This window comes from Arthrobacter sp. Sr24 (assembly GCF_054511175.1).
The window spans coordinates 134,050-158,812 of record NZ_JBTNDB010000002.1 but is presented as its reverse complement, the minus strand read 5'-3'; the positions used below and the strand labels follow the sequence as shown (position 1 = coordinate 158,812).

Here is a 24,763-nt window from a genome sequence, read left to right as displayed (position 1 = left end):
GTCCCTCACGGCCGAACTGACGTCCCCGCGACCTTGACCACTTCGGCGGCGGCCAGTTGCCCCGAAGCCGTCAACGACGCGTTGGCTAGGACCCAGTCACTGCGCTGACTGCTCGCTCTATCAGGCATCAGGAGCATCTCGGTCATGGCGGCGGCAACGGCCTCAACGTTGTAGTCAGCGGCCGTGCCCAAAGCATTGTCAGCAACAATAGCGGCGCCGTCGCCCTTTCCTGCAAAGACGACCGGCGTGCCGCAGCCGGCAGCTGCATATATCTTGGTGGGCTTGGCAAAGTCGTAGCCTTGGTCTGGCTTGATGCTAACCAACGCACCAACTGCACCTCGAATCCAGCTCGCCGCTTCGACGGGTGGAATTACGCCACCAAAGTGGACGGCCCCGGGGGCCAACGACTCCGCGATTGTTTTTAGGTTATCCTCGTCTGTGCCCTGCCCAAAGAAGCGGATCTCGGCGTCGGGGAACTTCTCCTTGACCAAGGGCAACGCCTCAATGAAAATGCCGGCCCCTTGCCATTCACTCATGGTTCCGGTGTAGACAAAGTATGGCCGCTGCGTGGAGGCAGCCTCTCCCGTTGGTCCGAACACGTTGGTGTCCACACCATTGCCTACGACCGTAATACGGCTGGCCGACACGTTGAACTTTGCCACCTGCTCCGCCACAGGATGGGACACGGCGATTACCGCCGCTGCACGGCGCAAGACGAATCCCTCGACGGCGCCCATGACCTTTTTAACGAAGGGTGGGACAGCCATCGCAGACAGTGCCTCGGTCCAGACGTCCGCTGCGTAGTACACAAACGGGCGACGGCGCAGAATTGACGAGAGCACCACGACGACTCCCGTGGTGGGCGGCGGCTCGGAAACGACAACATCGGCTTTCACGGCGAGCAGCCGAAAGAACGCAGGAATGTCGAAGCTGAGGTACTGGATATAGCCGCGCACGTTCCCGCCGGCGTCTCGGAGCACCGGCCAGCGGCTGAGCTTGTACTCCGGGCTGAAGATCCCCGAGCCCTTGGGTGGTGCGGTGGTGATGACTTGGACCTCAGCACCCTGGTCAACGAGCCCGTCAACGAGGGCCTTTAAGCGGAAGGCCGCCGCTCCCACTTCTGGAGTGAACAGCCTAGTGGTAACGACGACCTTCAAGGGTTTTTGTGCTTCCACTAAGACAAAATCCTTACAGGCACCCCAGTGCGGGAGGACTCCAGCACGGCTTCTGCCACGACGAGGGTGTCTTGGCCTTCGGCCATGGTGACGACATCGTTGCGCAGTCCCAGAACGGCGTCACGGAATGCTTCGTGTTCGGTGCGCAGCGGCTCCGGCTTGGCGATGGCCAAACGAGTGACGTTGCCCTCGGATACTCCGCGGAAGGCGGCCATAGATTCCCACTGCGTGGCTACCGTACCGTTTTCGTAGAAAGTGAGGTCTGCGGTGACGGTGTCGGCCACGAAGGCGCCCTTTTCACCGGTGACAATGGTCAAGCGTTCCTTCATGGGGGAAAGCCAGTTCACGAGGTGGTTGGTGATGACACCGTTCTCAAGCTTGCCGGTTGCGGCAACCATGTCCTCATGGGGACGTCCACTGCGTGTGGTGGTCTGAGCGAAGATCGATTCGAAACGACTCTGAGCCAGCCATGCTGTCAGGTCGATGTCGTGGGTGCCCAGGTCTTTGACCACTCCAACGTCGGCGATGCGGGACGGGAAAGGTCCCTGACGTCGCGTCGCGATCTGGTAAACCTCACCGAGCTCACCGTCGGCGATGCGCTGACGCAGCGACTGCAGTGCGGGGTTGAAGCGCTCTATGTGCCCCACAGCCCCGACAAGGCCCTTGGCAGCGAATGCATCCACGAGGCGCTGGCCTGCTGGGGCACTGGCCGCGATGGGCTTCTCCACCAAGGTGTGGATGCCGGCTTCAGCCAGGGCCAAGCCAACCTCTTCATGCATGCCGGTGGGAACTGCGGCAACTGCCATGTCGATGCCTGCCGCGATGAGTTCCTCTACGCTGTGCAGAACGGGAAGTTCCTTGGCCACGCCGTGGGGGTCGCCGAATGCGTCGGCGACGGCGACCAGGTCAACACCCTCGACTTCGCGGATGACGCGGGCGTGGTGGCGACCCATCATGCCCAAGCCGATCAGACCAACGCGTAAATTAGCCATATCTTAGGCACCGGCCTTCACGATGGTATTGACGGCGGCCACGATGCGTTCCAGATCGTTCTGACACAGCGACGGGTGGACCGGCAGTGACAAGACTTCCTTCGCCGCGATCTCCGTGTTGGGCAGTTCCTCGGTGCGGTTGAACGAGGGCAGGCGGTGGTTCGGGACCGGGTAGTACACGCCGGAACCAATGTTGAATTCCGAGCGTAGGCGTTCGTGCAGCTCATCTCGGCCCTCCGGAACACGGATCGTGTACTGGTGGTAGACATGCTCAGCGCCTACGGCAACCTTGGGCGTTCCGACGCCTTCAAGATTGGCCGTCAGGAATGCGGCGTTGTCCTGACGCTGCTTGGTCCAACCCATAACCTTGGTCAGTTGTACGCGACCAATGGAGGCGTGCAGATCCGTCATACGGTTGTTGAAACCGACAAGCTCGTTTTGATACTGGGTTTCCATACCCTGGTTGCGCAGCAAGCGAAGGTTCCGTTCAACGGTGGCATCAGAGGTGGAGACCATGCCGCCCTCACCTGAGGTCATGTTCTTCGTCGGGTAAAGGCTGAACATGCCGAACTTACCGAACGTTCCCACCTTCTTACCGTTCAACGCAGCGCCATGAGCCTGGGCGGCATCCTCATAAAGGTCAATACCATGCTTGTCAGCCAATGCGGCAAACGCCTCCGCAGCAAAAGGGTGCCCGTAGAGGTGCACCGGCATGATGCCCTTGGTCTTATCCGTAATCAAGGACTCCACGTGGGCCACGTCGAGCGCGTAGTAGTCCAGCTCAATGTCCGCGAAGACTGGGGTTGCACCGGTCAAAGCGACAGAGTTACCGGTGGCGGCGAAAGTGAACGACGGGACAATGACCTCATCGCCGGGACCAACGCCGGAGGCTAGGAGACCTAGGTGCAGGCCCGAGGTGCCGGAGTTCACGGCTACGCTGGCGCGGCCGTCAAGAAGTACCTGCGAGAATTCAGTTTCGAATTCGGCTACTTGTTTACCCTGGGCCAACATACCGGTCGCCATGACAGCGTCAACTGCCGCACGCTCTTCGTCGCCAATAATCGGTTTTGCTGCGGGGATGAATTCCTGGCTCATACGTTGTCCTCTGCCTCTATAAGGGAGTTTGAATCTTCAATATATTTTGATCCTGTTTCCGGGCATACCCAGAAATCTCCGTCCTGTTTGAGCGGGAAGCCGGCTTTGCCGACCCACCCCAAACGACGGGCGGGAACGCCTACCATCAAGGCAAACGCAGGAACGTCTTTTGTAACGACGGAGCCAGCCGCAATGGTGGCCCACCGCCCAATAGTCAAGGGTGCGACGCATACGGCGCGGGCCCCAACCGACGCGCCGTCTTCGATCGTGACTCCTACCGGGATCCAGTCGTGAGCGCTCTTGAGCGAACCGTCCGGGCTCACCGAACGCGGGTAGGTGTCATTTGTCAGCACAACGGCCGGACCAATGAACACGCCCTTGCCGAGAACGGCGGGTTCGTAGACGAGCGCGTAGTTTTGAATCTTGGTATTCTCACCAATCTTCACGCCCGTACCAACATAAGCTCCCCGACCAACGATGCAATTCTCGCCAAGGACTGCGTCCTCGCGCACTTGGGCTAGGTGCCAAATCTTTGTGCCTTCGCCAAGGACCGCTTGGTCCGCGACATCGGCGCTGGGGGCAATGTAACTCATGCGGTGGGTTCCTCTCGATGGATGAAATTTCTCGATTCAGCTTGCTCTTGTTGCATTCCCTGAACGGTGGGGGATGGCGATGCTCTTAGACCCAAGACCTCACCCTTCGGGATAGAATTCTTCTTGCCCACGCGGGGCAACTGCCATAGCGTGAGGGCTGAAAATAACAGCACTCCCAGCATCGCTGGCAATCCTCGATACGTGAAGAATGCGTGAATCTGGGAATGGTTATTCAAGACCTCGAACCAGACGATGACTACGACAGCTGACAATATCAGCACTGGCCAGGCCGCCACGGTACGCAGGCCATGCTTTCCCCAAGTCATAGCCAGAGCCAGCACGATTACGATTCCGACGGCGACGGTGATGAACCCGGAGGTGGACACATGGGTGATCCAATAAGTCCAGTTGGCTTCAGTAGGCGCAAACAGGGTGTGCTTGACAGCTGCATGCTCGCCCCCTGTGCGGAATTCAATGTTGCTCACGATCGATTTGTAGGTTGTCCGTACGCCCAGAAAAAGTGCGGCGAAGATCCATCGTGAGAACCACGTTCCCGCAAAAGCGAGGATCCACACGGACGCAGCAATGATTCCTGCGAGCAATGTGGGCCGCAGCGTGCGGTGTTTCGCATAGGTGAGACCCGCGGCAACGACAGTGCAGAATGCCCACGGAATGGCCGGGGCAGTCAGCAGATCCACGAAACAGAACAAGGCCCCCGCAAGGCCAACCGAGAAAATGGTCCGCTTTGTCGATTTGGCCGCGCCCCACGCCGTGAGTGCTACTCCAAAGAACATGACAGATATAGAAAATGCCTGGCTAAAGGACGTCGAAGGCGTGGACATGATGTTACTGGCCAGCCCTAGCGGCAACAACAAACCAGCGGCCGCCCACATACCTGTCCGGCGACCGAGGACAACGACAGCCAAGATTGCGCTGAACAAGAGCATAGCGCCTGCCACGATTCGCATCCCGGTCAGCCCGAAGAGCGCAATAACCGGCCTCGTAACTGCTGTGTAACCGGCCCAATATTTTGAGTAGCCTGAGACGATTCCATCGGGCAGTGCCTTGCCTGCCGCCAACTCGAGGATAGGTTCCTTGCCGCCAGCGCAACTGCCTAAACGAGGCATGTAAGCGGCGCGAATGACCACGTTCTCACCGGGGTGGCCCAACCCCGTGGCGGCTACTATGCACTCCGTAAAGGTGTCCGAGGTGCCCCCCATACGGTCGTTCAAGCCGTCCGGTCCATAGTTCCCTGACTTGATGGCAACGCTGAGATTGTGGGCAACGGCGTCGTCGGGCACAGACTGTCCGGCGACCAACAGGCCAAAAAAGATGACCTGTACCGTTGCCGCTACCAACAAAAAAGCCCCGGTTCGCCGGAGGAATAGCTTCACAGCGATGCTGCGACGAAATGGCCCATGCGCAGGGTGGTTCGCCGTCATCGTTCCACTCCTACGGCAGGAAAGGCAAGGTACGCCGTTCGGATGTTTTCCTGGCGAACCTTACGCAGACCATCAAGGATGATGCCAATCAAGAGGGTCAGCACCGACAGAAGAACGATAGAGGATGCCAAAATGGCCGTGGGAAAGCGAGCTACTTCGCCAGTTGCGGCAAAGTCAGCTATGACCGGAATACCGAAGCCCACGCCCAAAAGAAATAACGCCGCAGCCAGCAGTCCATTGACCAACAGTGGGCGCTCCTGCCAGAGTAGCTTGCCGATCATGCCCAGAATCCGGAAACCGTCGTGGTAGGTGCGTAGCTTACTTTCAGTGCCCTCGGCTCTGTCCTTGAACCCCACGGGAACCTCAGTCTGCGGAAGTCGCGCATTGATTGCGTGGACCGTCATCTCCGTCTCAATTTCAAAAGCTCGGGAAACAGCCGGAAAGGACTTTACATAACGGCGAGAAAACACCCTATAGCCACTGAGCATATCTGTGGCGGGGTAGCCAAAGATGCGGCTCACTACCGAGTTGAACGCCCTGTTGCCCAGTTCATGCCCGGCGCGGTAGGCTGTCTCGCTCTGCTGTGTTCTGACACCCGTCACTTGGTCAAAGGGACCGTTCAACAGGGTCTCGATCATCAATGGCGCAGCGGAAGCGTCGTAAGTGTCATCGCCGTCAATGAGCAGGTACACGTCTGCATCCAGATCTGCCATGGCCCGTCGGACCACGTTGCCTTTGCCCTTGAGATTCTCATAGCGGACCTGGGCACCAGCTCCGCGAGCAACAACATCGGTTCCGTCGGTACTGGCGTTGTCATAGACATAGATTTCCATGTCCGGGACGGCCGCTGCCAAATCGGCGACCACTTTGGCGATGGCCCCAGATTCATTATGGCAGGGGACAATCGCCACTTTGCGGATGGTCACGAAAATTACGCCTTGCCAATAACGCGGTAGGTTACGCCGGTCCATTTCTCGGCGGAGCTGATGCGGCGACCATCGATAAATACCTTCACACCCGGCAGCACTGCGGGAGTTAGTTCTCGGTATTCAGCGTGATCAGCCTGTACCACAGCGGCATCAACAGGCTCGCCCAAGTGGTACGGAACGAAGCCGAGCTTGCTCAGCTCTTCATCGGTGTACATGGGATCATGCACCAGAGCAGTTCCGCCACGTCGGTTGATGGCCTCAACGGCGTCGAAGACACCGGAGAACGCAGTTTCCTTGACCCCGCCGCGATAGGCAGCACCCAGTACGACGACGCGTGCCGCGGTCAGGTCACCAAAGGCACCTTCCAACAGGCCAATGGTGTAGTCGGGCATGTCAGCATTAGCGGCTCGTGCCGCCCGAACCACTGTCGCTTCCGGATCATTCCATAGGTACAGGCGCGGGTAGACAGGGATACAGTGTCCGCCGACGGCGATGCCGGGCTGGTGGATGTGGCTGAACGGCTGGGAATTTGAAGCCGCGATGACCTGATAAATGTCTATGCCGGTCTTGGCTGCGAAACGCGCAAACTGGTTGGCAAGACCAATATTCACGTCGCGGTAGGTGGTCTCGGCAAGCTTCGCCAGCTCGGATGCCTCAGCTGAACCCAGATCCCAGACGCCGTTGGCGCGGTTCAGATCGGGACGCTCATCAAAGTCAAGGACTGATTCGTAGAACTCAACAGCCTTGGTTGCTCCAGCTTCGGACAGACCGCCCACCAGCTTGGGGTACTTCCGCAGGTCCTCGAAGACACGGCCTGTCAGCACACGCTCGGGAGAGAAAACGAGATGGAAATCGGTGCCTTCGCTCAACCCTGAGCCTGCTTCGAGCGCAGGCTTCCAGCGGCTTCGAGTGGTTCCAACGGGAAGCGTCGTTTCATAGGCGACCAAGGTATTGGGAGTTAAGTGACGAGCCAACTCCTCCGTCGCAGTATCCATCCAGCCAAAGTCGGGGTTGGCGTCCTTATCAACGAACAGCGGAACTACCAAAACCACAGCATCGGCCCCGGGAACGGCCTGGGCGTAATCCGTCGTCGCACGCAACTTTCCAGCCGGCACGAGTTCCGAAAGCTTTTCCTGCAGGTGCGCTTCCCCGGGGAAGGGCTCCTGGCCCGCATTGACTAGGTCAACAACTGCCTGGTTGACGTCAACACCTATGACCTCATGGCCCTTGGAAGCAAACTGAACTGCCAGCGGCAACCCGATCTTGCCGAGGGCTATAACTGCAATCTTCACGTTTTAGTTGCCTTTTCTATTGAGCATTTGCATGGGATTACTGGATGGTTAGCGCCAGTGCCCTTCGTATAGAATATCGGTCTTACTACGGAACCACCCACATTCAGTGGTTCCGACGGCTGTCAGACTTCTCCGTGGAGCCTAAATATCGAGCGACTCTCTTATTTAGGTCACTCCCCACGGAGTTTTGCAACCGCTTCGCCTATGGGGCCATCGAATCGCACCTCGCCATGATCCAACAGCACACCCCTGTCGCAAATGCGCGATACCAAGTCCAGATCGTGGCTAACCACAACCAAGGTCTTGCCTTCCGAAGCGAGCTCTTGAATCTTAGCGATGCACTTCTTCTGGAATGGCTCGTCACCCACGGCCAGAATCTCATCGACAAGAAATACCTCTGGGTCCGTGTGCACAGCTACAGAGAATGCCAGGCGCAGGTACATGCCTGACGAGTAGAATTTCACTTCGGTATCTATGAAATGACCAATTTCGGCGAAGTCCACAATGGACTGGAAACGCTCGTTGATCTCATCTTCAGTCATTCCCAATATAGCGCCGTTGAGGAAGACGTTGTCTCGCCCGGATAGATCGTGATGAAATCCTGCCCCAACCTCAATCAAGCCAGCTACCCGGCCGCGGGTGCGCACCGTCCCGCTATCAGGGATCATGACACCAGAAATGTGCTTCAGCAAAGTGGACTTACCGGATCCGTTGAATCCAAGAAGAGCCACAGTCTCGCCCTGTTTGACGTCCAAATCCACTCCCTTGAGTGCATGGAACTTTTCGGAGAGATCGCCCTTGCGGCCTTTGATCAACCAAACAAATGCCTCTTTGATTGAGCGGGAATGCCGCAGCACAAACTGCTTGTTAATGCCTTTTACTTCGATGGCTGTTGTCATCTTAAAGCTCCTGCGCGAATCGGCCTTCAAGCCTGCGGAAGGTCAGCTGTCCCCACAAAAGGACAACGGCTGACATGACCAATGCCACCGGAACCCAGAAGGACAACAAGTTGGGTGGGATGCTGGCACTCTCGTCAGTTGTGGGCAGCCAGAACGCATAGTGGAAGGTTTCCACGGCCACGGTGATGGGGTTCAGCTGATAAATGAAGAACCAAAAATCACCCAATTTGCCCTGCACCATAGTCCAGGAGTACATCACCGGTGACGCCCAAGTAGCCACCATCAGGAGCATGTCAACAAAGTTTTCAGAGTCCCGGAAGTACACGTTGGCCGCGCCGAACAGCAACCCCAGGCCGGTGGCCAGCAGCGCAACGATAATGAAGCCCACCACGGCCGCAGCAAGCTGTAGCAGCGAGGGATGCCATCCGCTGAAGAGGCAGGCAGCGATCAAGATGACTAACTGCGGGAAGAAGTGAACAGCTGAGACCCACACAGAAGCCACTGGAAACAGCTGACGCGGAAGGTAGATCTTCTTAATCAACCCCCCATTGCCCACGATCGACCGCGATGCATTCCCGAGTGCTTCGGTGAAGAAGTTGATCAGAACAATGCCCGAAAACAAGTAGATTGCATAATTGGGTAATCCCGATTTGTTCGTCGGACTTTGTTCCAACCCCATGAACACACCTAGTGCCACATAGAACACTACAAACTGAACACCGGGCTTTACATAGGACCACAACAGTCCCAAGACAGATCCGCGGTACCGGACTTTCAGTTCCTTACGGACCAAAAGCTTCAAGAGGAAGCGTGCCCGCACAACATCTGCCAGTCCACCGCTTACTCCGGGGCGGACCAGCTCACTGTTCGTTTGCGTCATGTGCGGTTAGTTCTCGCTTTTTTCACTATGGGCATCAAAGGTCGTCTCCCACGCCTCGATGGAGGTGATCTCCTGTAGTGCGCTCTTATACTGCAAGCTGAGCTTGTGCCAGTCCTTCAGTAATTCCGCGTGTAATTTGGCGCTCTCGGCCATCATCTTGCGCAGCTGCTTGGGATCTCGCTTGTACCAAGAGGCACCGGTTCCTTCAGCATTGGAAACCACCGCTGAATCGTACTGGGACATGCGCCACCAGCGGTTGTCCTGGTGCGCCACATTGGTCTGTGGTCGTTCTTGGCTGGATTCCGAGACTGGAAGCGAAAGTTGGCGAATCACGGTCTTGGCCGCCCACGGCAACAGGCCTACGTAGGAAGGCGGAGTCACACCATGTCCGCGCTTGGGCGGCTTGTCCATCTTCGGCGCCGGGTAGGAATCTGGGTCGGCGGAGAACTGGGAGTCGGTGTAGCCGCTCATCATCGATCGGATTTCCGGCAGCTTGCCCGGCAGCAGGCTGTGCAAGTGGTCCGGTCCGCGCAGCAGGTCGCGGAGCGCCATAATGCGGCCCTGGGCGGTTGCGTACTGCATGGATACCAGGTGTTTGACATCAAAGGCGTAGGACTGCCGAACCACCTTGCCGCCAAACTCGTATGGGCTGTGAATCAAGGCTGCAATAAACCGGTTGCGGGCATGGAAGTAAGCCTGCCAGCCGACAAGGTCATCCTTGTCGATCCAGGAGACATGCCATACTGCTGCACCAGGCATGGATACCGTGGGGAAACCTGCGGCCTTGGCGCGCAAGCCATACTCCACGTCATCCCACTTGATAAAGACAGGCAGGGACAGGCCGATTTCGCGGATCACTTGGGTAGGAATCATGCACATCCACCAACCGTTGTAATCCACATCCACGCGGCGGTGCAGCCAACCGGTGTGGCGTAGGTTCGAGCCGACAAAGTCGTGGCCCAATACCATCTCATGACTAGGCAGATCCGGCTGGAACGCGTACGGGTTGACAACTTCACCGAAGGTATGCAGGACCGTGCGGTTGTAAAGATCGAACATATGCCCGCCCACAATGGTGGGGGTCTTGCACAAGTCAGCAAAAGTCAGCAGTCGAAGGATGCTTTCCGGCTCTACAACAATGTCGTCATCCATGAGGAGTGCGTAGTCGCTGCCGTTTTGAACAGCCTCGTACATGCCTCGGGCAAAGCCGCCCGAACCGCCTAGGTTGTCCTGGTTAATAATGCGCAGCTTGCCGGCGAGGGCCTCCGCCACCTCGGCAAAGCCTTCGGCATCTGCGACCTTCTGGGTGCCCTGGTCTACCAGGATCAGTTCCTTAACATGTTCCAGGGCCTGCGGGTTCTCAGAGAGGAGGCGCAGGTTGTTGATGCAGAAATCAGTCTTGTTGAGCGTGGTGATTTCCAGCGTGATGGTGCCGGGCTTCTTCGCTACACCCTCGGATTGCCATTCAGCCTCTTTGAGCACCAGCGGCTCTGAGCCTGCAACCAAGTCAAACCAGTACCAGCCGCCGTCACCAAAGGGCTTTAGCGACAGGTCAAAGTTACTTTCGGCTTCTCCTTCAACGCGGACAGAATCGACGCGCTGCAGCGCGCCGCGGGCGTTCGACTTGTAGACAATCACCGCTCCGACCCCCGAGGTGGCTACGCTGAGCCGGACGCTGTCCACGGTGGTCCAGCGGCGCCAGTAGCTTGCCGGGAAGGCGTTGAAGTACGTTCCGAAGGAGACTCGTTCGCCAGCACGGACTGATGTTGAGTACCGGGACAAGAAGTCTTCAACGTGGACTTCTTTGCTGGGGGCGCTCACGGTCTGGGATGTCTTGGCATCTCGCATGGTGTTGCCGGAGCCCAAGGTGGGGATCTGCACCCCCATGGCGCTACCGGTGTCCATGTAGAGAGGTGCCGTATCCATCTGGCTCTGCTCCGGCAGGATGACCCGCTGGAGTGTGCGCCACTGCTGGGACTCAGCTGCCGCCGTCGAACTTTCCAATGACTCAGTTACGCTCACGCGTCAACTCCTCCGCTTTGCAGCTTCGCACCGCCGGTGAAATGCGGTTTGATCTTGTTGTCATACATGTTCAGGGCCGAACCGATGGCCATGTGCATATCGAGGTACTTGTAGGTGCCCAGACGGCCACCGAACAGTACGTCCTTTTCGCCGCGGGCCAGATCACGGTAGGCCAGCAGCTTGCTACGGTCATCGCTGGTGTTCACGGGGTAGTACGGCTCGTCGCCCTTTTCGGCGAAGCGCGAGAATTCACGCATGATGACCGTGGCGTCCTTGGTGTATTCGCGTTCCGGGTGGAAGTGGCGGAACTCGTGAATGCGCGTGAACTTCTGCTCCTCATCCGGGTAGTTCATGACGGCGCAGCCCTGGTAGTCCTCGATCGGCAGAACTTCCTGCTCCAGATCGATGGTGCGCCAGGACAGATCGCCCTCGGCGTAGTCAAAGTAGCGGTCCACAGCTCCGGTGTAGACGACCGGGACCTGGCCGGTGACAGCCTTGCGTGAGTACTCGCCGTCATCAAAGAAATCGGTGTTCAGCACAACTTCAATGTTGGGGTGATCCGCCATGCGCTCAATCCAGGCTGTGTAACCGTCAACCGGCAGACCTTCGTGGGTGTCGTTGAAGTAGCGGTTGTCATAGTTGTAGCGGACAGGCAGGCGGGAAATGATCTCGGCCGGCAGGTCCTTAGGATCGGTTTGCCACTGCTTGCCAGTGTAGTGCTTGATGAATGCCTCGTAGAGGGGGCGGCCAATGAGCTGGATGCCCTTGTCGTTGAGGTTCGCCGGATCAGTTCCGGCGAGCTCGCCGGCCTGTTCCTGGATCAGCGCACGCGCCTCACCTGGCCCCATGGAGGAACGGAAGAATTGGTTGATGGTGCCCAAGTTAATAGGCATTTGGTAGACCTCACCCTTGTGGGAGGTGTACACCTTGTGCTGGTAGTTGGTGAACTTGGTGAAGCGGTTCACGTACTCCCACACACGCTCGTTGGAGGTGTGGAACAGGTGCGCTCCGTAGCGGTGAACTTCGATCCCAGTCTGGGCTTCGTTCTCGCTGTAGGCGTTGCCGCCGATGTGGTGGCGGCGGTCGATGACAGCAACCTTCAGCCCCAACTCGGTGGCGGCACGTTCTGCAATGGTTAGGCCAAAGAAACCCGAACCGACGACGACTAGGTCAGCGTTCACAAACTCTCCTGCGGTGCTTGATAGCGGTGTATTGGGCACAACAGTGCCATGATCTACCTCCCAAGGTTACCTGACCGTTATCACAGGGCCCCGCATTCGTGGCGATGCTCACAGCTTCCCGCGGTTGCTTCCCCCACAATGGCTTTATTCGCCTGCCGTCTTCACAAAGCACCCCACCGCACTCCAACACTGCGCGCCACTCTTCTAGGCTCGGGGTGAGAAGTCGGTTTTGAGCCGAGGTTTGAGCGTGGCGGAGGGGCATGTTGGGAGGAGTGATGCAGCTGGAAATCACGTTGGTGGCTGGGACTTCTGCGGAGGGCACCTGCTTTTCTCCGCAGGAGCTGAGCGTGGTGTGGCCGCTAGGCGCCGCCGGCTCCGGGTCCGGCTCTTCCCTGGAACAGGCGCTGGAATTACAGTGGCCCGGCCATGACTTTACAGTCGCCGGGCAGTCGCTGAACGCTATGACCCCGGGAACCGCACCATTGTGCGACGGAGCAGTGGTTGTTGCTTGGCCGGCAAACGCTTCCCCTTCGAGACACGAAAATCTCTCGCTTGTAGATACGGCAGGTGCTGGGGCTTTAGCGCTCTTAGTTGTTTCTTCAGGCCCTGCCGCTGGAACTACTTTCACGCTGAAGCGTGGGACATACAGTCTGGGCCGTGGAAAGTGCCGGCTGCAGCTGCCAGACCCTGCGCTGTCCCGGCACCACGGAACCTTGGTAGTTGGCTCGGCACTCATCACTTTGACGGCGGCACCGGGCTCATCGGGTTTTCTACTTCACCAACGCTCTGATGGTCCTACGGCGAGCGCCCAAGAAATCAAGGGCCCCGTGACGTTGGAGGCCGGGCAATGGATCTGTTGCGGGAGCTCGAAGTTGGAGATACGACTCCCCCTGCAGCGCGGCGACGATGTTACGTTGCCTTCCTCCGTTGTGCCTGCCTCTGCTGTTGGCCTGTTGAATCTTTCAGCCACGGAGATTATTGCCGTGCCCCATCCATCCGGTTCGTCCCGAGCTTCCATCGCAATGCTGCTGACCGGGCTGCTTCCCCTGTTATTGGGCACAGCGTTGGCCGTCTTTACGGGTTCGCCGATGTTTTTAGCCTTTGCAGCCATGGGCGCAGTGACAGTGCTGGTCCCCCTGATGGGCGGAGGTCGACGTCGCAAGGCGTTCCGCGTCGAGGTGTCACGCGCGGTTACCTGTGACACAGAGCGGGCCGCGCGCACTTTTCCCGATGCCGCAACTCTTGTGGTGGATCACGCAAGCCTCAAGCCCTCCATCTACGTTTCCGTGCAGAGTTCTTCTTCTCCACCGGAGCTTGCCGTTCGTGTTGGGCTTGCATCACGTGCCGCGCAGATTGCTCCAGAGCCACACGATCCGGGGTTTACTGCTCCCCGTGTTCACTCCCAGCCGTTCACCGTTCCTTTAGGCAGGGAGCCCACCACTATTGTGGGTCCCGAGGCGCCAGTTCTGGCTCTGCTGAACTTCATTTTGATGCAATTGGATGCTGCCGCCATCCCAGTGGTTGTGTTAGGTCCTGCGGGCAGACTTCCGTGGTCTGCCCGTTTCCTGCCCCAAACTCGGCTCACGGTCTCATCTACTGCCGCACAGCAGATACTTGCGAGCATGTCCCGCCCCGTTGACAAGGGCGCTGTTGCCCTTTCTTGCGCGCTGCTCGTGGTGGGCTATGCAGACAGCACGGGGATGATCCTGGGCCCTCACGTCCGACAGCTCCATTTCCGCCTGGACGATTCCGGCTTCGGTCCGACTGTCACCTCATCGCAAAACCTGATCCAACTTCATGCCGATGGCCCAGGCGTCGCTGCCTCATGGGGCGGACGTGACTTTGTGCCCGATGGTGTCCCCTCCACAGTATTTGCCAACTACGCCCGGCGTCGTGCGTGGACGGCGGCCGCCCAGCGAAACGAGGCCCACGGTTCTCTGGCGCCGAATTGCCTTCCTCTGGCTGAACAATGCAGCCCTACAGCCTTGACGGCTGCATGGGATCGGTCAGCCGGAGGGCCGTTGCTTCCGGTTCATATTGGAAGATCGTTGGCTGGACACACGCTGTTCAGTTTTCAGCATGACGGTCCCCATCTACTGGTGGGTGGAACTACGGGCTCCGGGAAGTCGGAGTTTTTGCGGACACTGGTAGGTAGCCTTGCCGCATCCCACTCCCCTGCCGATCTGCAGTTTGTGTTCGTCGATTTCAAGGGTGGTGCTGGGCTGGGCACCTTGGGCAAACTGCCGCATAAAAGTTCACTGGTTACCGATCTGGGTGGTCATGGGATGGAGCGAACGTTGGCTTCACTGCGGGCCGAACTGCACCGACGCGAAACGGCGCTGTCCTCCGTCAACGCCGCCGATAGCGCCTCCTACCGTGCTCATCCTGGGGGACCCATCGTCGGCGGTCACACTATGGCACACCTGGTTATAGTGATTGATGAATTCCGGGTGTTGGTAGACCAGTTCCCTGATGCCATGGCCGAGCTCATGCGGATTGCTGCGGTGGGGCGGTCTCTGGGCATTCATCTGGTCATGGCCACACAACGGCCTCAAGGTGCTGTGAACGCAGACATTCGCGCTAACGTCACCAGTTCCATTTGCCTGCGGGTGCAATCCGGCTTTGATTCCGTGGATGTTATTGGCAGTACGGTTGCTGCCGACATTGCGGTCGATACACCGGGCCGCGCCTACATCAGTCGAGCAGGCGGCGCGCCTGAAGAGTTTCAAAGTGCCGTCCTGAGTTTGCCTCCCTCTGGTGCAGCTCTACTGCCGCGGGTGAAGCGAACTGATGAGGCAGAACTCGAAAGCGGCACCGCTGATTCATTTTCGGGAACTGAGGAGTCGGCGACAGCCAGCGGGGTAGATGGGGTCGCAGGGCTGATGACGCAAGCGTGGACGCTTGCATGCTCCAGAGATCCTGCCCTCATTGCAGCTCCAGCTGTGGTGGCTGCTGATTTACCTACCGAGTTCTCGCTCGCCTACGACGGACTGCTCATTCCGTCCGACGATGCGGGGTGTGACTCGTCGATCGAGTTCACAAGCGGCCAAGGAACAGTAGTGCTGGGCCTGATGGACCTGCCGGAACGACAGCGTCTGCAACCTCTGCGTTGGCAGCCTCTTCGGCATTCCCACGTAGCATGTTTTGGAACATCCACGGAGACTTCCCACGCTGTGGCACTGATCGTGAACAGACTCCTGGACGCCACTGCGGAAGCGCCCGACTCTGCAAGTTCCACGGACACCTTGCTATATCTGCTCGATGCTGACGGTTCGCTTCAGGAGTTCGCTACTAGCTTTTGGGTGGGTAGTTACCTGACACCCCAGCATCTGCGGGCAGCGGCACATCTGATCCTGAGACTGAAGGAAACCGCAGGAACCAGCCTGAACCCTCTACTGCTGTGCATCACCGATTGGGGATGCTGGATCTCTGCTCTGCGAGCCAGCCCTTGGCACGAGACCGAGGACGTCCTTGCGGAGTTGATCCGTTTTGGGGGAAAGAATCTGGTTGTGGTGGTTGGTGGCGCCAGAGAGTTGCTTACGGCTACATTCATGGCCGCGATTCCCAACAGGTTGTATTTGACCCACGGAAGTCCCGCCGAATCCACCATGCTGTGGCCGCGCCTTCCTCAGTTTTCCGCGCTGCCCGGCCGCGCCGCTGTAGACGGACCCTTTAGTGCACCTGATAATGATGCTGACCAACCCTCAAATAGCATGCACGTAACGCAGCTGGGGATGTCCGTGCCGACGGTGCCGGGATCCGGCAAGCATCGACATTCGAGGATGCGATCTCATACTGGGGAGGCGCTGAGGGTCAGCCCCTTGGCCCAGTCCGTTTCCTCGGCGCAGCTCGCCAATCTCGCCGGGCTAAGCCGCCTTGCTGTGCTACCCCAGACACCTTCTGGCAGCGGCACCGGGTTTTCGCTCTATCTGGGAATCGGCGGGGACGGAGAAGACCCCGTGAGCATTCGGCTGGAATCTGGCACCGTGTTTCCCGTGCTGGGCGGTCCGCAAACCGGGAAGACGAGCTTTCTAAATATGCTGTCTCATCTTAATGATGCTGTGTGGCTGAGCGATGACCAAGCAGATTTTTCTCGTGACGTGGCCGTTAAGGTGCTGCTCATCGATAACCCTCTGGCACTGTCGCCGGAGCTGCTCCGCGTGGCCAGCGAACAGTTGGCAGCAGGAGCTGTGCTGGTTGTGGCTCTGCCTTATCCCGGTCCTGCAGTATCGCGGCTTCCGCTGGAGTGGGGTTTGCGAACAGCTCAACAAGGTGTGGTGCTGCGGCCACAGCGAGTTACAGACGGAGAACTCTTCGGGGTCCGGCTAGATACCGCCGGTTCAGAACCTCCCGGACGAGCCGTCTTGATCGATGCCCTGCGCCGGGAGTGGTTCCAATTCCCCTTAATGGGCGGCGCTACCGTCAGACCTACCTAAAGCACCGGTGTCTTTCCCAAGACTGTCTGCGTAAGAACTTGAGAACCTGAACCAGGAAGCTAAAGGACTTTCCCTTCGTCCTCGTGAGACCCTTCGGCTGTTGTCCGCAGCGAAAAATCCACCACTTTGGGCGTGAACAAGAAGTAGGCCACAGCAAGCGGTGGCAGCAAGAGCACCAACCCTAAGAGCACTTGGCCTTCCAAAAGGGCAGGTACGGCAATAGCCACCATCAGCAATTGCCAGACAAAGGCCGCTGACCGGGTCCAGCGAAGTCCCTTGAAAGCGTTGACGGCCACGGCCGCCAAACCGGCGGCCATTCCCAAGAGGAGCAGAGTCAAAAAGATTGAGCTAGCCATGGAATGGCTGGGCTGTGTCAGCAGGGAAAAGATTGACCAAACTCCTAGAATTCCAAGTGCCAACGCTTCCAGCCCCACCACCACGGTGATGACGAAGACTCCCATGGGGCGGGTTGCTGGGCCACCCTCGAGGCCACCGCCGAGGGCTGAATTCACCGCGCTGTGGTCCTCTGGGCGGGGCAGGTCAGCTGGGGTTTGGGGATCATTGCGCACAACAGCACCTTATCGGAAATAGCCGTAAAGTGGCCGCGAAACTCGAGGTCATTGTGACGCATCGCTCACGCTTATAGGCTATTATTTCGCCCTCAACCCCTTGTTTACGCAGAGTTAACATGACAGTCTTAAGTTAATGACCTAAAGGGGCCCAGATAGGGCCCTTTCTTATGTGGCCTAACGTGAAAATTTTCACAAGATGCCTCCCGTTCTAAAAGGAGTGAGTGATCAGCATGGACTGGCGTAGTCGCGCAGCCTGCCTCGACAAGGACCCGGAGCTGTTTTTCCCAGTGGGAAACACCGGGCCGGCCTTGCTGCAGATCGAGGAAGCAAAAAGCGTTTGCCGTCGCTGCCCCGTGATTGACACCTGCTTGAAGTGGGCTATTGAATCAGGACAGGACGCAGGCGTTTGGGGTGGCCTAAGTGAAGACGAGCGTCGCGCTATGAAGCGCCGCGCAGCTCGCGCCCGTCGCGCCAGCTAGTCATCATTCCAACTGACCCGCAGCAATCTATTGGTTGCTGCGGGTCAGTTTTTTAACACCGGATTCCGGGTTAACCAGGTTCCAACCCCGAGTTTCGACCTACTACCCCTAAACCCAGCAGTCCGCACCACCCTCCAAGTCCAGACTGCAGCTAATGCGACAATCACCGGACTTTTATCGCATGAGCTGCAGTCTCAAACCTGCAAACCGCATGAGCTGCAGTCTCAAACAAGACCAGCGATTTAGTGCCTGCTGATCAGTGCCATCTGCAGCTCCACGACCGTGCCGCCGCCCTCTCGCGGGGACCAGTCGATGGTGCCACCTAATTCACTGGTGACCAGGGTCCGCACAATTTGCAGCCCCAGGCCCTCGGCGATGTTCCCCTCAGGTAGCCCCACGCCGTCGTCCGCAATTTTCACGGTTAGCGCGTCATCCCCTGCCTCGTTCTTGAACCGGTGGGCCATCAACCAGACAGTTCCCCCATGCTCCTGCAGACCGTGTTCAACAGCATTAGTAACTAGTTCGTTGATCACCAGAGCCAAGGGCGTCGCGAAGTCGCTGGGCAATTCGCCAAAAGCACCTTCGCGTTCAGTCTGCACCCGATGGGCCGGTGAGGCCACCTCAGCAGAGAGCCGGAACTGGCGGTCAATCAACTCATCGAAGTCAACGTTCTGAGCCAGTCCTTGCGACAGCGTCTCATGCACCAAAGCAATCGTGGCGACCCGGCGCATGGCCTGCTCCAGGCCCTGTTTGCCTTCCTCGCTGTGCATGCGGCGCGATTGCATACGCAGCAAGGCGGCCACGGTCTGCAGGTTGTTCTTCACCCGGTGGTGGATCTCGCGGATGGTGGCATCCTTGGTCACCAGCTCTTGCTCCCTGCGGCGCAGCTCCGACACATCGCGGCACAGCACCAGTGCACCGAAACGTTCTGAACCATCGCGCAACGGGATAGCTCGCAATGACAGGCTGACGCCCCGAGATTCAATTTCGGTACGCCACGGCATCCGTCCAGTCACCACCAGCGGCAATGATTCATCAACCATGCGCCGGTCCTTGAGTAGCCCTGTGGTGACCTCAGCCAGGGACCGGCCCTCGAGTGACTCACCATCGCCCAACCTGCGGAACGCCGAGACCCCATTGGGGCTGGCATATTGCACGATGCCGTCCACATCCAGGCGCAGTAGGCCATCTCCCACACGCGGTGCTCCGCGGCGCGATCCGGTAGGAGAAGCAAAGTCAGGCCACAGCCCCAGTGTGCCCATCTTCAAGAGATCGTAGGCGCACTGCCGGTAGGTGAGTTCCAGCCGGGAGGGCATCCTCGAGCTGGAAAGATCCATGTGCGAGGTGATAACAGCCAGGGTCCTGCCGTTGCGCACCATAGGAATGGCTTCAACTCGCATGGCCATTTCAGGACTCCAAATTTTGGTTTCCTGGGAGCGCTCAATATTTTGACTCTTCCACGCGGCCTGGACCAACGGTTCGAGTTCGGGCTGGATCTGTTCCCCCACAAAGTCCGCGTGGAACATGGTGTGAGAGGTGGAAGGGCGCACGTGGGCCAGCGCCACATGACCGTCGCCCGTTTTAGCCGGGAACCATAGCACCAGGTCGGCGAAGGAAAGATCGGCAATCATCTGCCAGTCCCCCACCAGAAGGTGCAGCCATTCGGCGTCGCCCGGGCCCAACCCGGGATTCTCCCTGATCATGTCGGCAAAAATTGCCATGCGGGCTCCTTTAAACGTGGGTGGCGGCGCCCGCTGCGAACAGCGGGCGCCGCGCTAATTAATGCATCAGTACGGTTGCATTCAAACGGTGGCAGCCGTCTCTGATGATGTGCTGCTGGTTAACGCCGCACAATTGAACGCAAGAGCCTCAATGCTACCGACAACGAGGCCATATCATCCTCTTCAAGCTGGTTCACCTCGGCAAACATCTTCACAGCCCGTTCCAGCTGCTCCGCATTTTGCGCTTCCCAAGCTTCAATCCGAGCCAAGGTGGTGGCGTCATGGTCGGTGTTGATCATGACGTTGCGCGTCATATCAGCGGTGGTCGCGTAGAGGTCATCACGCAGAGCGGCACGAGCCAAAGCCTGCCAACGATCATTACGAGGCAACGCGGTGATGCGTTCCAAGAGGGCGTCCACACCGTAGCGGTTGTAGATGGCGTAGTAGACGCTAGCCACAGTCTCCTGCGGCTCACCGAGTGCTTCGCTGACCTTGGCCACATCCAGCAACGGGAAGGTCTCAAAGAGTTCCGCCCAGCGGTGGCCCAGTGCCATCGGCATCTCAAAGGATGAGGCGCGGTTGTACGAAGCTTCAACCCGATCCACGTCCACACCTTGGAAGAACTCACCCATGCGGTGCGCCAAGCTACTGACCACCGGTTGGAAGCGGTTCACTACTTCGGCAATGCTCTGCTGCCCAATCCCATCATTGACCAGCCAGCGCACGGCACGGTCAAGGAGACGGCGCATGTCCTGGTGGACGGCACTCCACTGTTCTGTGGGGAAGCTCGGCGGCAGTTCTTGCAGCATGGTGGACATGGTCTTGAAATCAAAGATTTCATGCAGGGCCACAAACGCCTTAGCGACCACCACTTCGCCAGCCGAGGATTCCTCCATGGCGCGGAAGGCGAAGGTGATGCCGCCTAAGTTCACCATGTCATTAGCCACTACCGTGGCAATGATTTCCCGCCGCAGCGGGTGCGTGTCCAGCTCTTCATCAAAGCGCTCAGTCATCTTTGTGGGGAAGTAGCTGCGCAGCGTTGACTTGAACCACGGATCATCTGCCAAGTCGCTGCTGCTCAGGGCCTTGGCCAGCTCCATCTTGGCGTACGCCAGCAACACAGCCAGTTCCGGAGAGGTCAGCCCCTGTCCTGAGGCCAACCGTTCCTGCAGTTGCGCATTGCTGGGCAGCGCCTCAAGCTCACGGTCCAGATCAGCATGCTCTTCCAGCCAATTCATGAAGCGTTCGTAGCTGGGGCTCCACTGAACCACCCTGGACCGATCGTTGAGCAGCAAAATGTTTTGCTCAATGTTGTCTTCCAAGACCAAGTGCCCGATTTCATCCGTCATGGACATCAGGAACTCGGTGCGTTCGGCTGGGTCAAGCTTCCCGGCGGCCACCATGCGGTCCACGAAGATCTTGATATTGACTTCATGGTCCGAGCAGTCCACGCCGGCCGAGTTGTCGATGGCGTCCGTGTTCAGGATGACCCCATGCAGGGCCGCTTCCACACGACCTCGCTGGGTCATGCCCAGGTTGCCACCCTCGCCAATGATTTTCACGCGCAGGTCAGCACCGTCAACACGAATGGGATCGTTGGCTTTGTCTCCTACCGAGGCATTGGTTTCCGTGCTGGCCTTGATGTACGTGCCAATGCCACCGTTATAGAGCAGATCGGTGGGCGCCAACAACACTGCCTGAAGTAGTTCCGGCGGGCTGAGCTTGACCGTTCCTGCCGGCAATCCCAAGGCCACGACAACTTCCGGGGAGATCGGAATGGACTTCAGCGAGCGTGAGAACACACCTCCACCGGCGCTGATGAGGTCCTTGTTGTAGTCCTGCCAGGAGGATCGTGGCAGATCGTAGAGGCGCTGGCGCTCATCGAAAGCTGGCCCTGCCTCGGGGGTGGGGTCAAGGAAGATGTCTCGGTGGTCAAACGCCGCCACCAGGCGCACGTGGCGGGTGCGCAGCAAGCCATTGCCGAACACGTCTCCGGACATATCGCCCACACCCACGGCTGTGAATTCCTGGGTCTGGGTGTCCACACCGAATTCGCTAAAGTGCCGTTTGACGGATTCCCACGCACCTCGGGCCGTGATGCCCATCACCTTATGGTCATAGCCCACAGAGCCGCCGGAAGCGAAAGCGTCACCGAGCCAGAAATCGTATTCGGCCGAGATGGCGTTGGCCGTGTCGGAGAACGACGCGGTGCCCTTGTCCGCTGCCACCACCAAGTAGGTATCGTCGCTATCGTGGCGGACCACGTTCTCCGGCGGCGCTACTACTTCGCCATCAGCTGTGGCCACCAGATTGTCGGTGACATCGAGCAGGCCGCGAATGAAAGTCTTGTAGCTTTCCCGGCCTTCCTCCATCCAGGCGCCGCGGTCCAGAGCCGGGTTGGGGAGTTGCTTGGCGAAGAAGCCACCCTTGGCACCGGTGGGCACAATGACGGCGTTCTTGACCGTTTGTGCCTTGACCAGGCCCAGTACCTCTGTCCGGAAATCCTCACGCCGGTCCGACCACCGCAACCCGCCTCGGGCCACCTTGCCAAAGCGCAGATGCGTCCCTTCAACACGCGGGGAGTACACCCAAATCTCAAACATGGGCTTCGGCGCGGGGAGGCCAACAATGGCTCCCGGATCCAGCTTCAGGCTCAGGTAATCGCGTTCACGGTAATAGTTGGTTCGCAGCGTGGCATCAACCAGGTTAGTGAACGTGCGCAGGACCCGATCAGCATCCAAGGTGGGCACGTTTTCCAACGCCTCGTTGAGCTTGGCGTGGATCGTTTCCTGCAGGGCAGGTCGCGCCAGCTCATCAACAGTGGGATCGAAACGGGCCTCAAACAGCTCCACCAACCCGCGCGTCACCGCAACATTGTGCAGGAGCGTGTTGGCAATGAAGCCAAAGGAGTTGGTATTACCCATCTGCCGCATGTATTTGGCATAGGCGCGAAGAATGACGATCTGGCGCGAGTGCATGCCCTCCCGCAAGACCAACTGGTCAAAGTTATCCGACTCGCTCAAGCCCGTGATCGCCGCACCAAACGCCTCGGTGAGTAGATCCGCCGTCGTCAATGGGTCTACGCCCTCGGGATACCGCAGGCCCAGATCGTAGAGGAAGAAGTCACGTTTGTCAGCGGTTTCAATTTCAAAGGGCCGCTCATCGAGCACCTCCAACCCCAGATTATGGAAGTACGGGAGGATCTTGCTCAGGCTTTGCGGGTGGGCCATGTATAGCTTGACGCGCGCATCCTCCTCGAGCTCGTCAATGCCAGCGGGCTGGTAGACGTGCATACCGGGCGCGCACTGATCCGGAGACTTCCCGGCCGCGATGGCCGCCTTGTAGCTGGCGTCAAATTCCTCAAAACGGGCAATATCCGCCCGGGCGTCCTCTACCTCGAAATCAACCCGGTAACTGTTCGGGAATGCGTCGGACCACTTGGGTACCAGCCGCTCCGCGACTTCCCTCGGCTGGGATTCACGCAGCACCTGAGCCACACCTTCGGGCCAGGATCGGGCCGCCCGGACTAGTCGCTGCTCGAGTTCAACGGTCTGCAGATCGGCCGGGACCAGGTAGGCCTTGGGGAGGCGGATGCGGAAGAACAGACGAGCCAGCGAAGACTCGCTCATACGCGCCTCAAAGTCGATGGAGACGCCGCTGAAAGTATCCATGAGTTCGCGCTCAATGCGGTGGCGCACGGCGGTGGTGTACCGGTCACGCGGGATGTAGATCAGCGCCGACATGAAGCGGCCGTAGATGTCCGGGCGCAGGAACAACCGTGTACGACGGCGTTCGGCCAGCCTGAGGATTCCTTCCGAGATCTGAATCAGATCCGAGACTTCCATTTGGAACAGCTCGTCGCGAGGGTAGGTCTCCAGCACAGCGAAGAGGTCCTTGCCGGAGTGCGAGCTGGGCGGGAAGCCAAAGTGCCGCAGCACGGCCTCAACCTTTTCCCGGACCACCGGGATATTGCGAACAGAACCGGTGTAGACGGCCGAGGAAAACAGCCCGATGAAGCGCTGTTCGCCATTGACGTTGCCCTGGGAGTCAAAGGACTTAATGCCAATGTAATCAAGGTAGGCGCCGCGGTGAACGGTGGAGCGGGAGTTTGCTTTGGTGATGACCAAAACACGCTTCTCACGAGCCTTCTTGCGGCCAGTGGTGGTCAGGTGCTGCACGGTGGGGTGGCTGGAACCATCCCGCAGCAGGCCCAAACCGCTGCCTTCCCTGTTGACCAGCACGTCCTCGCCGTCACGCTTTTCCAGATCGTATTCGCGGTAGCCCAGGAACGTGAAGTTGTCAGCTTCCATCCAGTGCAACAGGTCTTCGGCTTCACGCAGGTCCACCAGATCTTCACCAGCGAGCACGGTCGCCAGAACCTCGGCCCGGCTCAGCGCCTTCTCGCGCATGGAGGCCCAGTCTTCTACGGCGGCGCGCACATTGCCGAGCACCTTGGCAAGGCCGGCGTAGAGCGCTAACTTGGCATCGTCGTCGATCTTCGGGATTTCAATGGCTATCCATGACTCCAAGAAGGAGGTGTTGTCCCCGTCGCCGAGCAGGTGCGCGATGTTAGGCATGGCTGAGGTGTCCCCGCTGGCGATGCCTGCGTGGGTGGGGACCTTGGTGACGGCGCTCAGGGCGTTGGATTTCTTGTCACGCGAGATCACAAATACGGGGTGTGTCACCAGGTGAATGGCCAGTTCTTGGCGCACCAATTCGGCACTGACGGAGTCAACCAAAAACGGCATGTCTTCGGAAACGATGTAAACAATGCTGGCGTCGCGTTCATCACGGATGTCCACCGTGGATTGTCCCGGGGTTCGGATTGTTGCCACCTGTTGGTGGAGCAGGGCCCGGGCTTTGAGCACCGCAGGGTCGTAGAGATCTGCGTCCTCTACCGACAATTGCACAAAGTAGTCATTGAAGAATGACTGCCCGCCGAACCGTGGTTGCTCCTGCACGGGATCGTGAGTGAATGTGTGCGATGACAATGAATAGCCCTCCGTCAAAGAGAAAAGACCGCTTCTTTGCGGTCCTGAACTGAGCCTATCCCTG

The 24,763-nt window shown here is 58.7% G+C and carries 16 protein-coding genes; 2 read left to right on the top strand and 14 right to left on the bottom strand.

Going from position 1 to position 24,763, the window contains the following annotated elements:
* Positions 1-5 precede the first annotated feature (5 nt).
* The 11 genes from ACX80D_RS02695 to glf form a co-directional block, all read right to left on the bottom strand.
* Positions 6-1,175, bottom strand: coding sequence for a glycosyltransferase family 4 protein (locus ACX80D_RS02695; RefSeq protein ID WP_459321043.1), 1,170 nt, complete (start codon positions 1,173-1,175; stop codon positions 6-8).
* Positions 1,175-2,167, bottom strand: a complete 993-nt coding sequence (locus ACX80D_RS02690; protein ID WP_459321041.1) for a Gfo/Idh/MocA family protein — start codon at positions 2,165-2,167, stop codon at positions 1,175-1,177. The genes ACX80D_RS02695 and ACX80D_RS02690 overlap by 1 nt, the downstream gene beginning before the upstream one ends.
* A gap of 3 nt (positions 2,168-2,170) precedes the next feature.
* Complete coding sequence (locus tag ACX80D_RS02685; protein ID WP_459321040.1) at positions 2,171-3,262, bottom strand: DegT/DnrJ/EryC1/StrS family aminotransferase; 1,092 nt, start codon at positions 3,260-3,262, stop codon at positions 2,171-2,173.
* Positions 3,259-3,855, bottom strand: coding sequence for an acyltransferase (locus tag ACX80D_RS02680; RefSeq protein WP_459321039.1), 597 nt, complete (start codon positions 3,853-3,855; stop codon positions 3,259-3,261). Before ACX80D_RS02680 ends, ACX80D_RS02685 begins: the two co-directional genes overlap by 4 nt.
* Positions 3,852-5,297 (bottom strand): hypothetical protein, encoded by a 1,446-nt coding sequence (locus tag ACX80D_RS02675; protein WP_459321038.1) that lies wholly within the window; start codon positions 5,295-5,297, stop codon positions 3,852-3,854. Before ACX80D_RS02675 ends, ACX80D_RS02680 begins: the two co-directional genes overlap by 4 nt.
* Positions 5,294-6,223, bottom strand: a complete 930-nt coding sequence (locus ACX80D_RS02670; RefSeq protein ID WP_459321036.1) for a glycosyltransferase family 2 protein — start codon at positions 6,221-6,223, stop codon at positions 5,294-5,296. The genes ACX80D_RS02675 and ACX80D_RS02670 overlap by 4 nt, the downstream gene beginning before the upstream one ends.
* A gap of 5 nt (positions 6,224-6,228) precedes the next feature.
* Positions 6,229-7,518 (bottom strand): nucleotide sugar dehydrogenase, encoded by a 1,290-nt coding sequence (locus tag ACX80D_RS02665; RefSeq protein ID WP_459321035.1) that lies wholly within the window; start codon positions 7,516-7,518, stop codon positions 6,229-6,231.
* 170 nt (positions 7,519-7,688) lie between these two features.
* The gene (locus tag ACX80D_RS02660; RefSeq protein ID WP_459321034.1) at positions 7,689-8,417 is read right to left on the bottom strand and encodes an ABC transporter ATP-binding protein; all 729 of its coding nucleotides are present in this window, start codon (positions 8,415-8,417) and stop codon (positions 7,689-7,691) included.
* Between the two features lies 1 nt (position 8,418).
* The gene (locus ACX80D_RS02655) at positions 8,419-9,297 is read right to left on the bottom strand and encodes an ABC transporter permease (RefSeq protein WP_459321033.1); all 879 of its coding nucleotides are present in this window, start codon (positions 9,295-9,297) and stop codon (positions 8,419-8,421) included.
* Between the two features lie 6 nt (positions 9,298-9,303).
* Entirely contained in the window at positions 9,304-11,223 is a 1,920-nt protein-coding gene (locus tag ACX80D_RS02650) for a glycosyltransferase (RefSeq protein WP_459321145.1), read from the bottom strand.
* 92 nt (positions 11,224-11,315) lie between these two features.
* Positions 11,316-12,500 carry a UDP-galactopyranose mutase gene (glf, locus tag ACX80D_RS02645; protein ID WP_459321032.1) on the bottom strand — a complete coding sequence of 395 codons (1,185 nt, stop codon included), beginning with the start codon at positions 12,498-12,500 and terminating at the stop codon, positions 11,316-11,318.
* Between the two features lie 260 nt (positions 12,501-12,760).
* Here glf and ACX80D_RS02640 point away from each other — a divergent pair, with 260 nt between their 5' ends.
* Positions 12,761-16,936 carry an FtsK/SpoIIIE domain-containing protein gene (locus ACX80D_RS02640; RefSeq protein ID WP_459321030.1) on the top strand — a complete coding sequence of 1,392 codons (4,176 nt, stop codon included), beginning with the start codon at positions 12,761-12,763 and terminating at the stop codon, positions 16,934-16,936.
* Between the two features lie 59 nt (positions 16,937-16,995).
* Here the strand turns inward: ACX80D_RS02640 and ACX80D_RS02635 are convergent, their stop codons facing one another.
* Positions 16,996-17,505, bottom strand: a complete 510-nt coding sequence (locus ACX80D_RS02635) for a hypothetical protein (RefSeq protein ID WP_459321029.1) — start codon at positions 17,503-17,505, stop codon at positions 16,996-16,998.
* 233 nt (positions 17,506-17,738) lie between these two features.
* On the opposite strand from ACX80D_RS02635, the gene ACX80D_RS02630 reads away from it, so the two are divergent.
* Complete coding sequence (locus ACX80D_RS02630; protein WP_038469266.1) at positions 17,739-17,987, top strand: WhiB family transcriptional regulator; 249 nt, start codon at positions 17,739-17,741, stop codon at positions 17,985-17,987.
* Positions 17,988-18,229: 242 nt separating this feature from the next.
* On the opposite strand, the gene ACX80D_RS02625 is transcribed toward ACX80D_RS02630, so the two are convergent.
* Both ACX80D_RS02625 and ACX80D_RS02620 read right to left on the bottom strand, forming a co-directional pair.
* Positions 18,230-19,708, bottom strand: a complete 1,479-nt coding sequence (locus ACX80D_RS02625; RefSeq protein ID WP_459321028.1) for a sensor histidine kinase — start codon at positions 19,706-19,708, stop codon at positions 18,230-18,232.
* 119 nt (positions 19,709-19,827) lie between these two features.
* A complete protein-coding gene (locus tag ACX80D_RS02620; RefSeq protein ID WP_459321143.1) occupies positions 19,828-24,669 on the bottom strand; it encodes an NAD-glutamate dehydrogenase in 4,842 nt (1,613 codons plus the stop codon).
* Between the last annotated feature and the right edge of the window lie 94 nt (positions 24,670-24,763).

What these genes read in the sequence shown, in the direction of transcription:
- ACX80D_RS02690 (WP_459321041.1), bottom strand. Translation starts at nt 2,167, where the DNA reads ATGGCTAATTTACGCGTTGGTCTGATCGGCTTGGGCATGATGGGTCGC.
- ACX80D_RS02685 (WP_459321040.1), bottom strand. Translation starts at nt 3,262, where the DNA reads ATGAGCCAGGAATTCATCCCCGCAGCAAAACCGATTATTGGCGACGAA.
- ACX80D_RS02680 (WP_459321039.1), bottom strand. Translation starts at nt 3,855, where the DNA reads ATGAGTTACATTGCCCCCAGCGCCGATGTCGCGGACCAAGCGGTCCTT.
- ACX80D_RS02675 (WP_459321038.1), bottom strand. Translation starts at nt 5,297, where the DNA reads ATGACGGCGAACCACCCTGCGCATGGGCCATTTCGTCGCAGCATCGCT.
- ACX80D_RS02660 (WP_459321034.1), bottom strand. Translation starts at nt 8,417, where the DNA reads ATGACAACAGCCATCGAAGTAAAAGGCATTAACAAGCAGTTTGTGCTG.
- ACX80D_RS02655 (WP_459321033.1), bottom strand. Translation starts at nt 9,297, where the DNA reads ATGACGCAAACGAACAGTGAGCTGGTCCGCCCCGGAGTAAGCGGTGGA.
- ACX80D_RS02650 (WP_459321145.1), bottom strand. Translation starts at nt 11,223, where the DNA reads ATGGATACGGCACCTCTCTACATGGACACCGGTAGCGCCATGGGGGTG.
- ACX80D_RS02640 (WP_459321030.1), top strand. Translation starts at nt 12,761, where the DNA reads ATGTTGGGAGGAGTGATGCAGCTGGAAATCACGTTGGTGGCTGGGACT.
- ACX80D_RS02630 (WP_038469266.1), top strand. Translation starts at nt 17,739, where the DNA reads ATGGACTGGCGTAGTCGCGCAGCCTGCCTCGACAAGGACCCGGAGCTG.
- ACX80D_RS02625 (WP_459321028.1), bottom strand. Translation starts at nt 19,708, where the DNA reads ATGGCAATTTTTGCCGACATGATCAGGGAGAATCCCGGGTTGGGCCCG.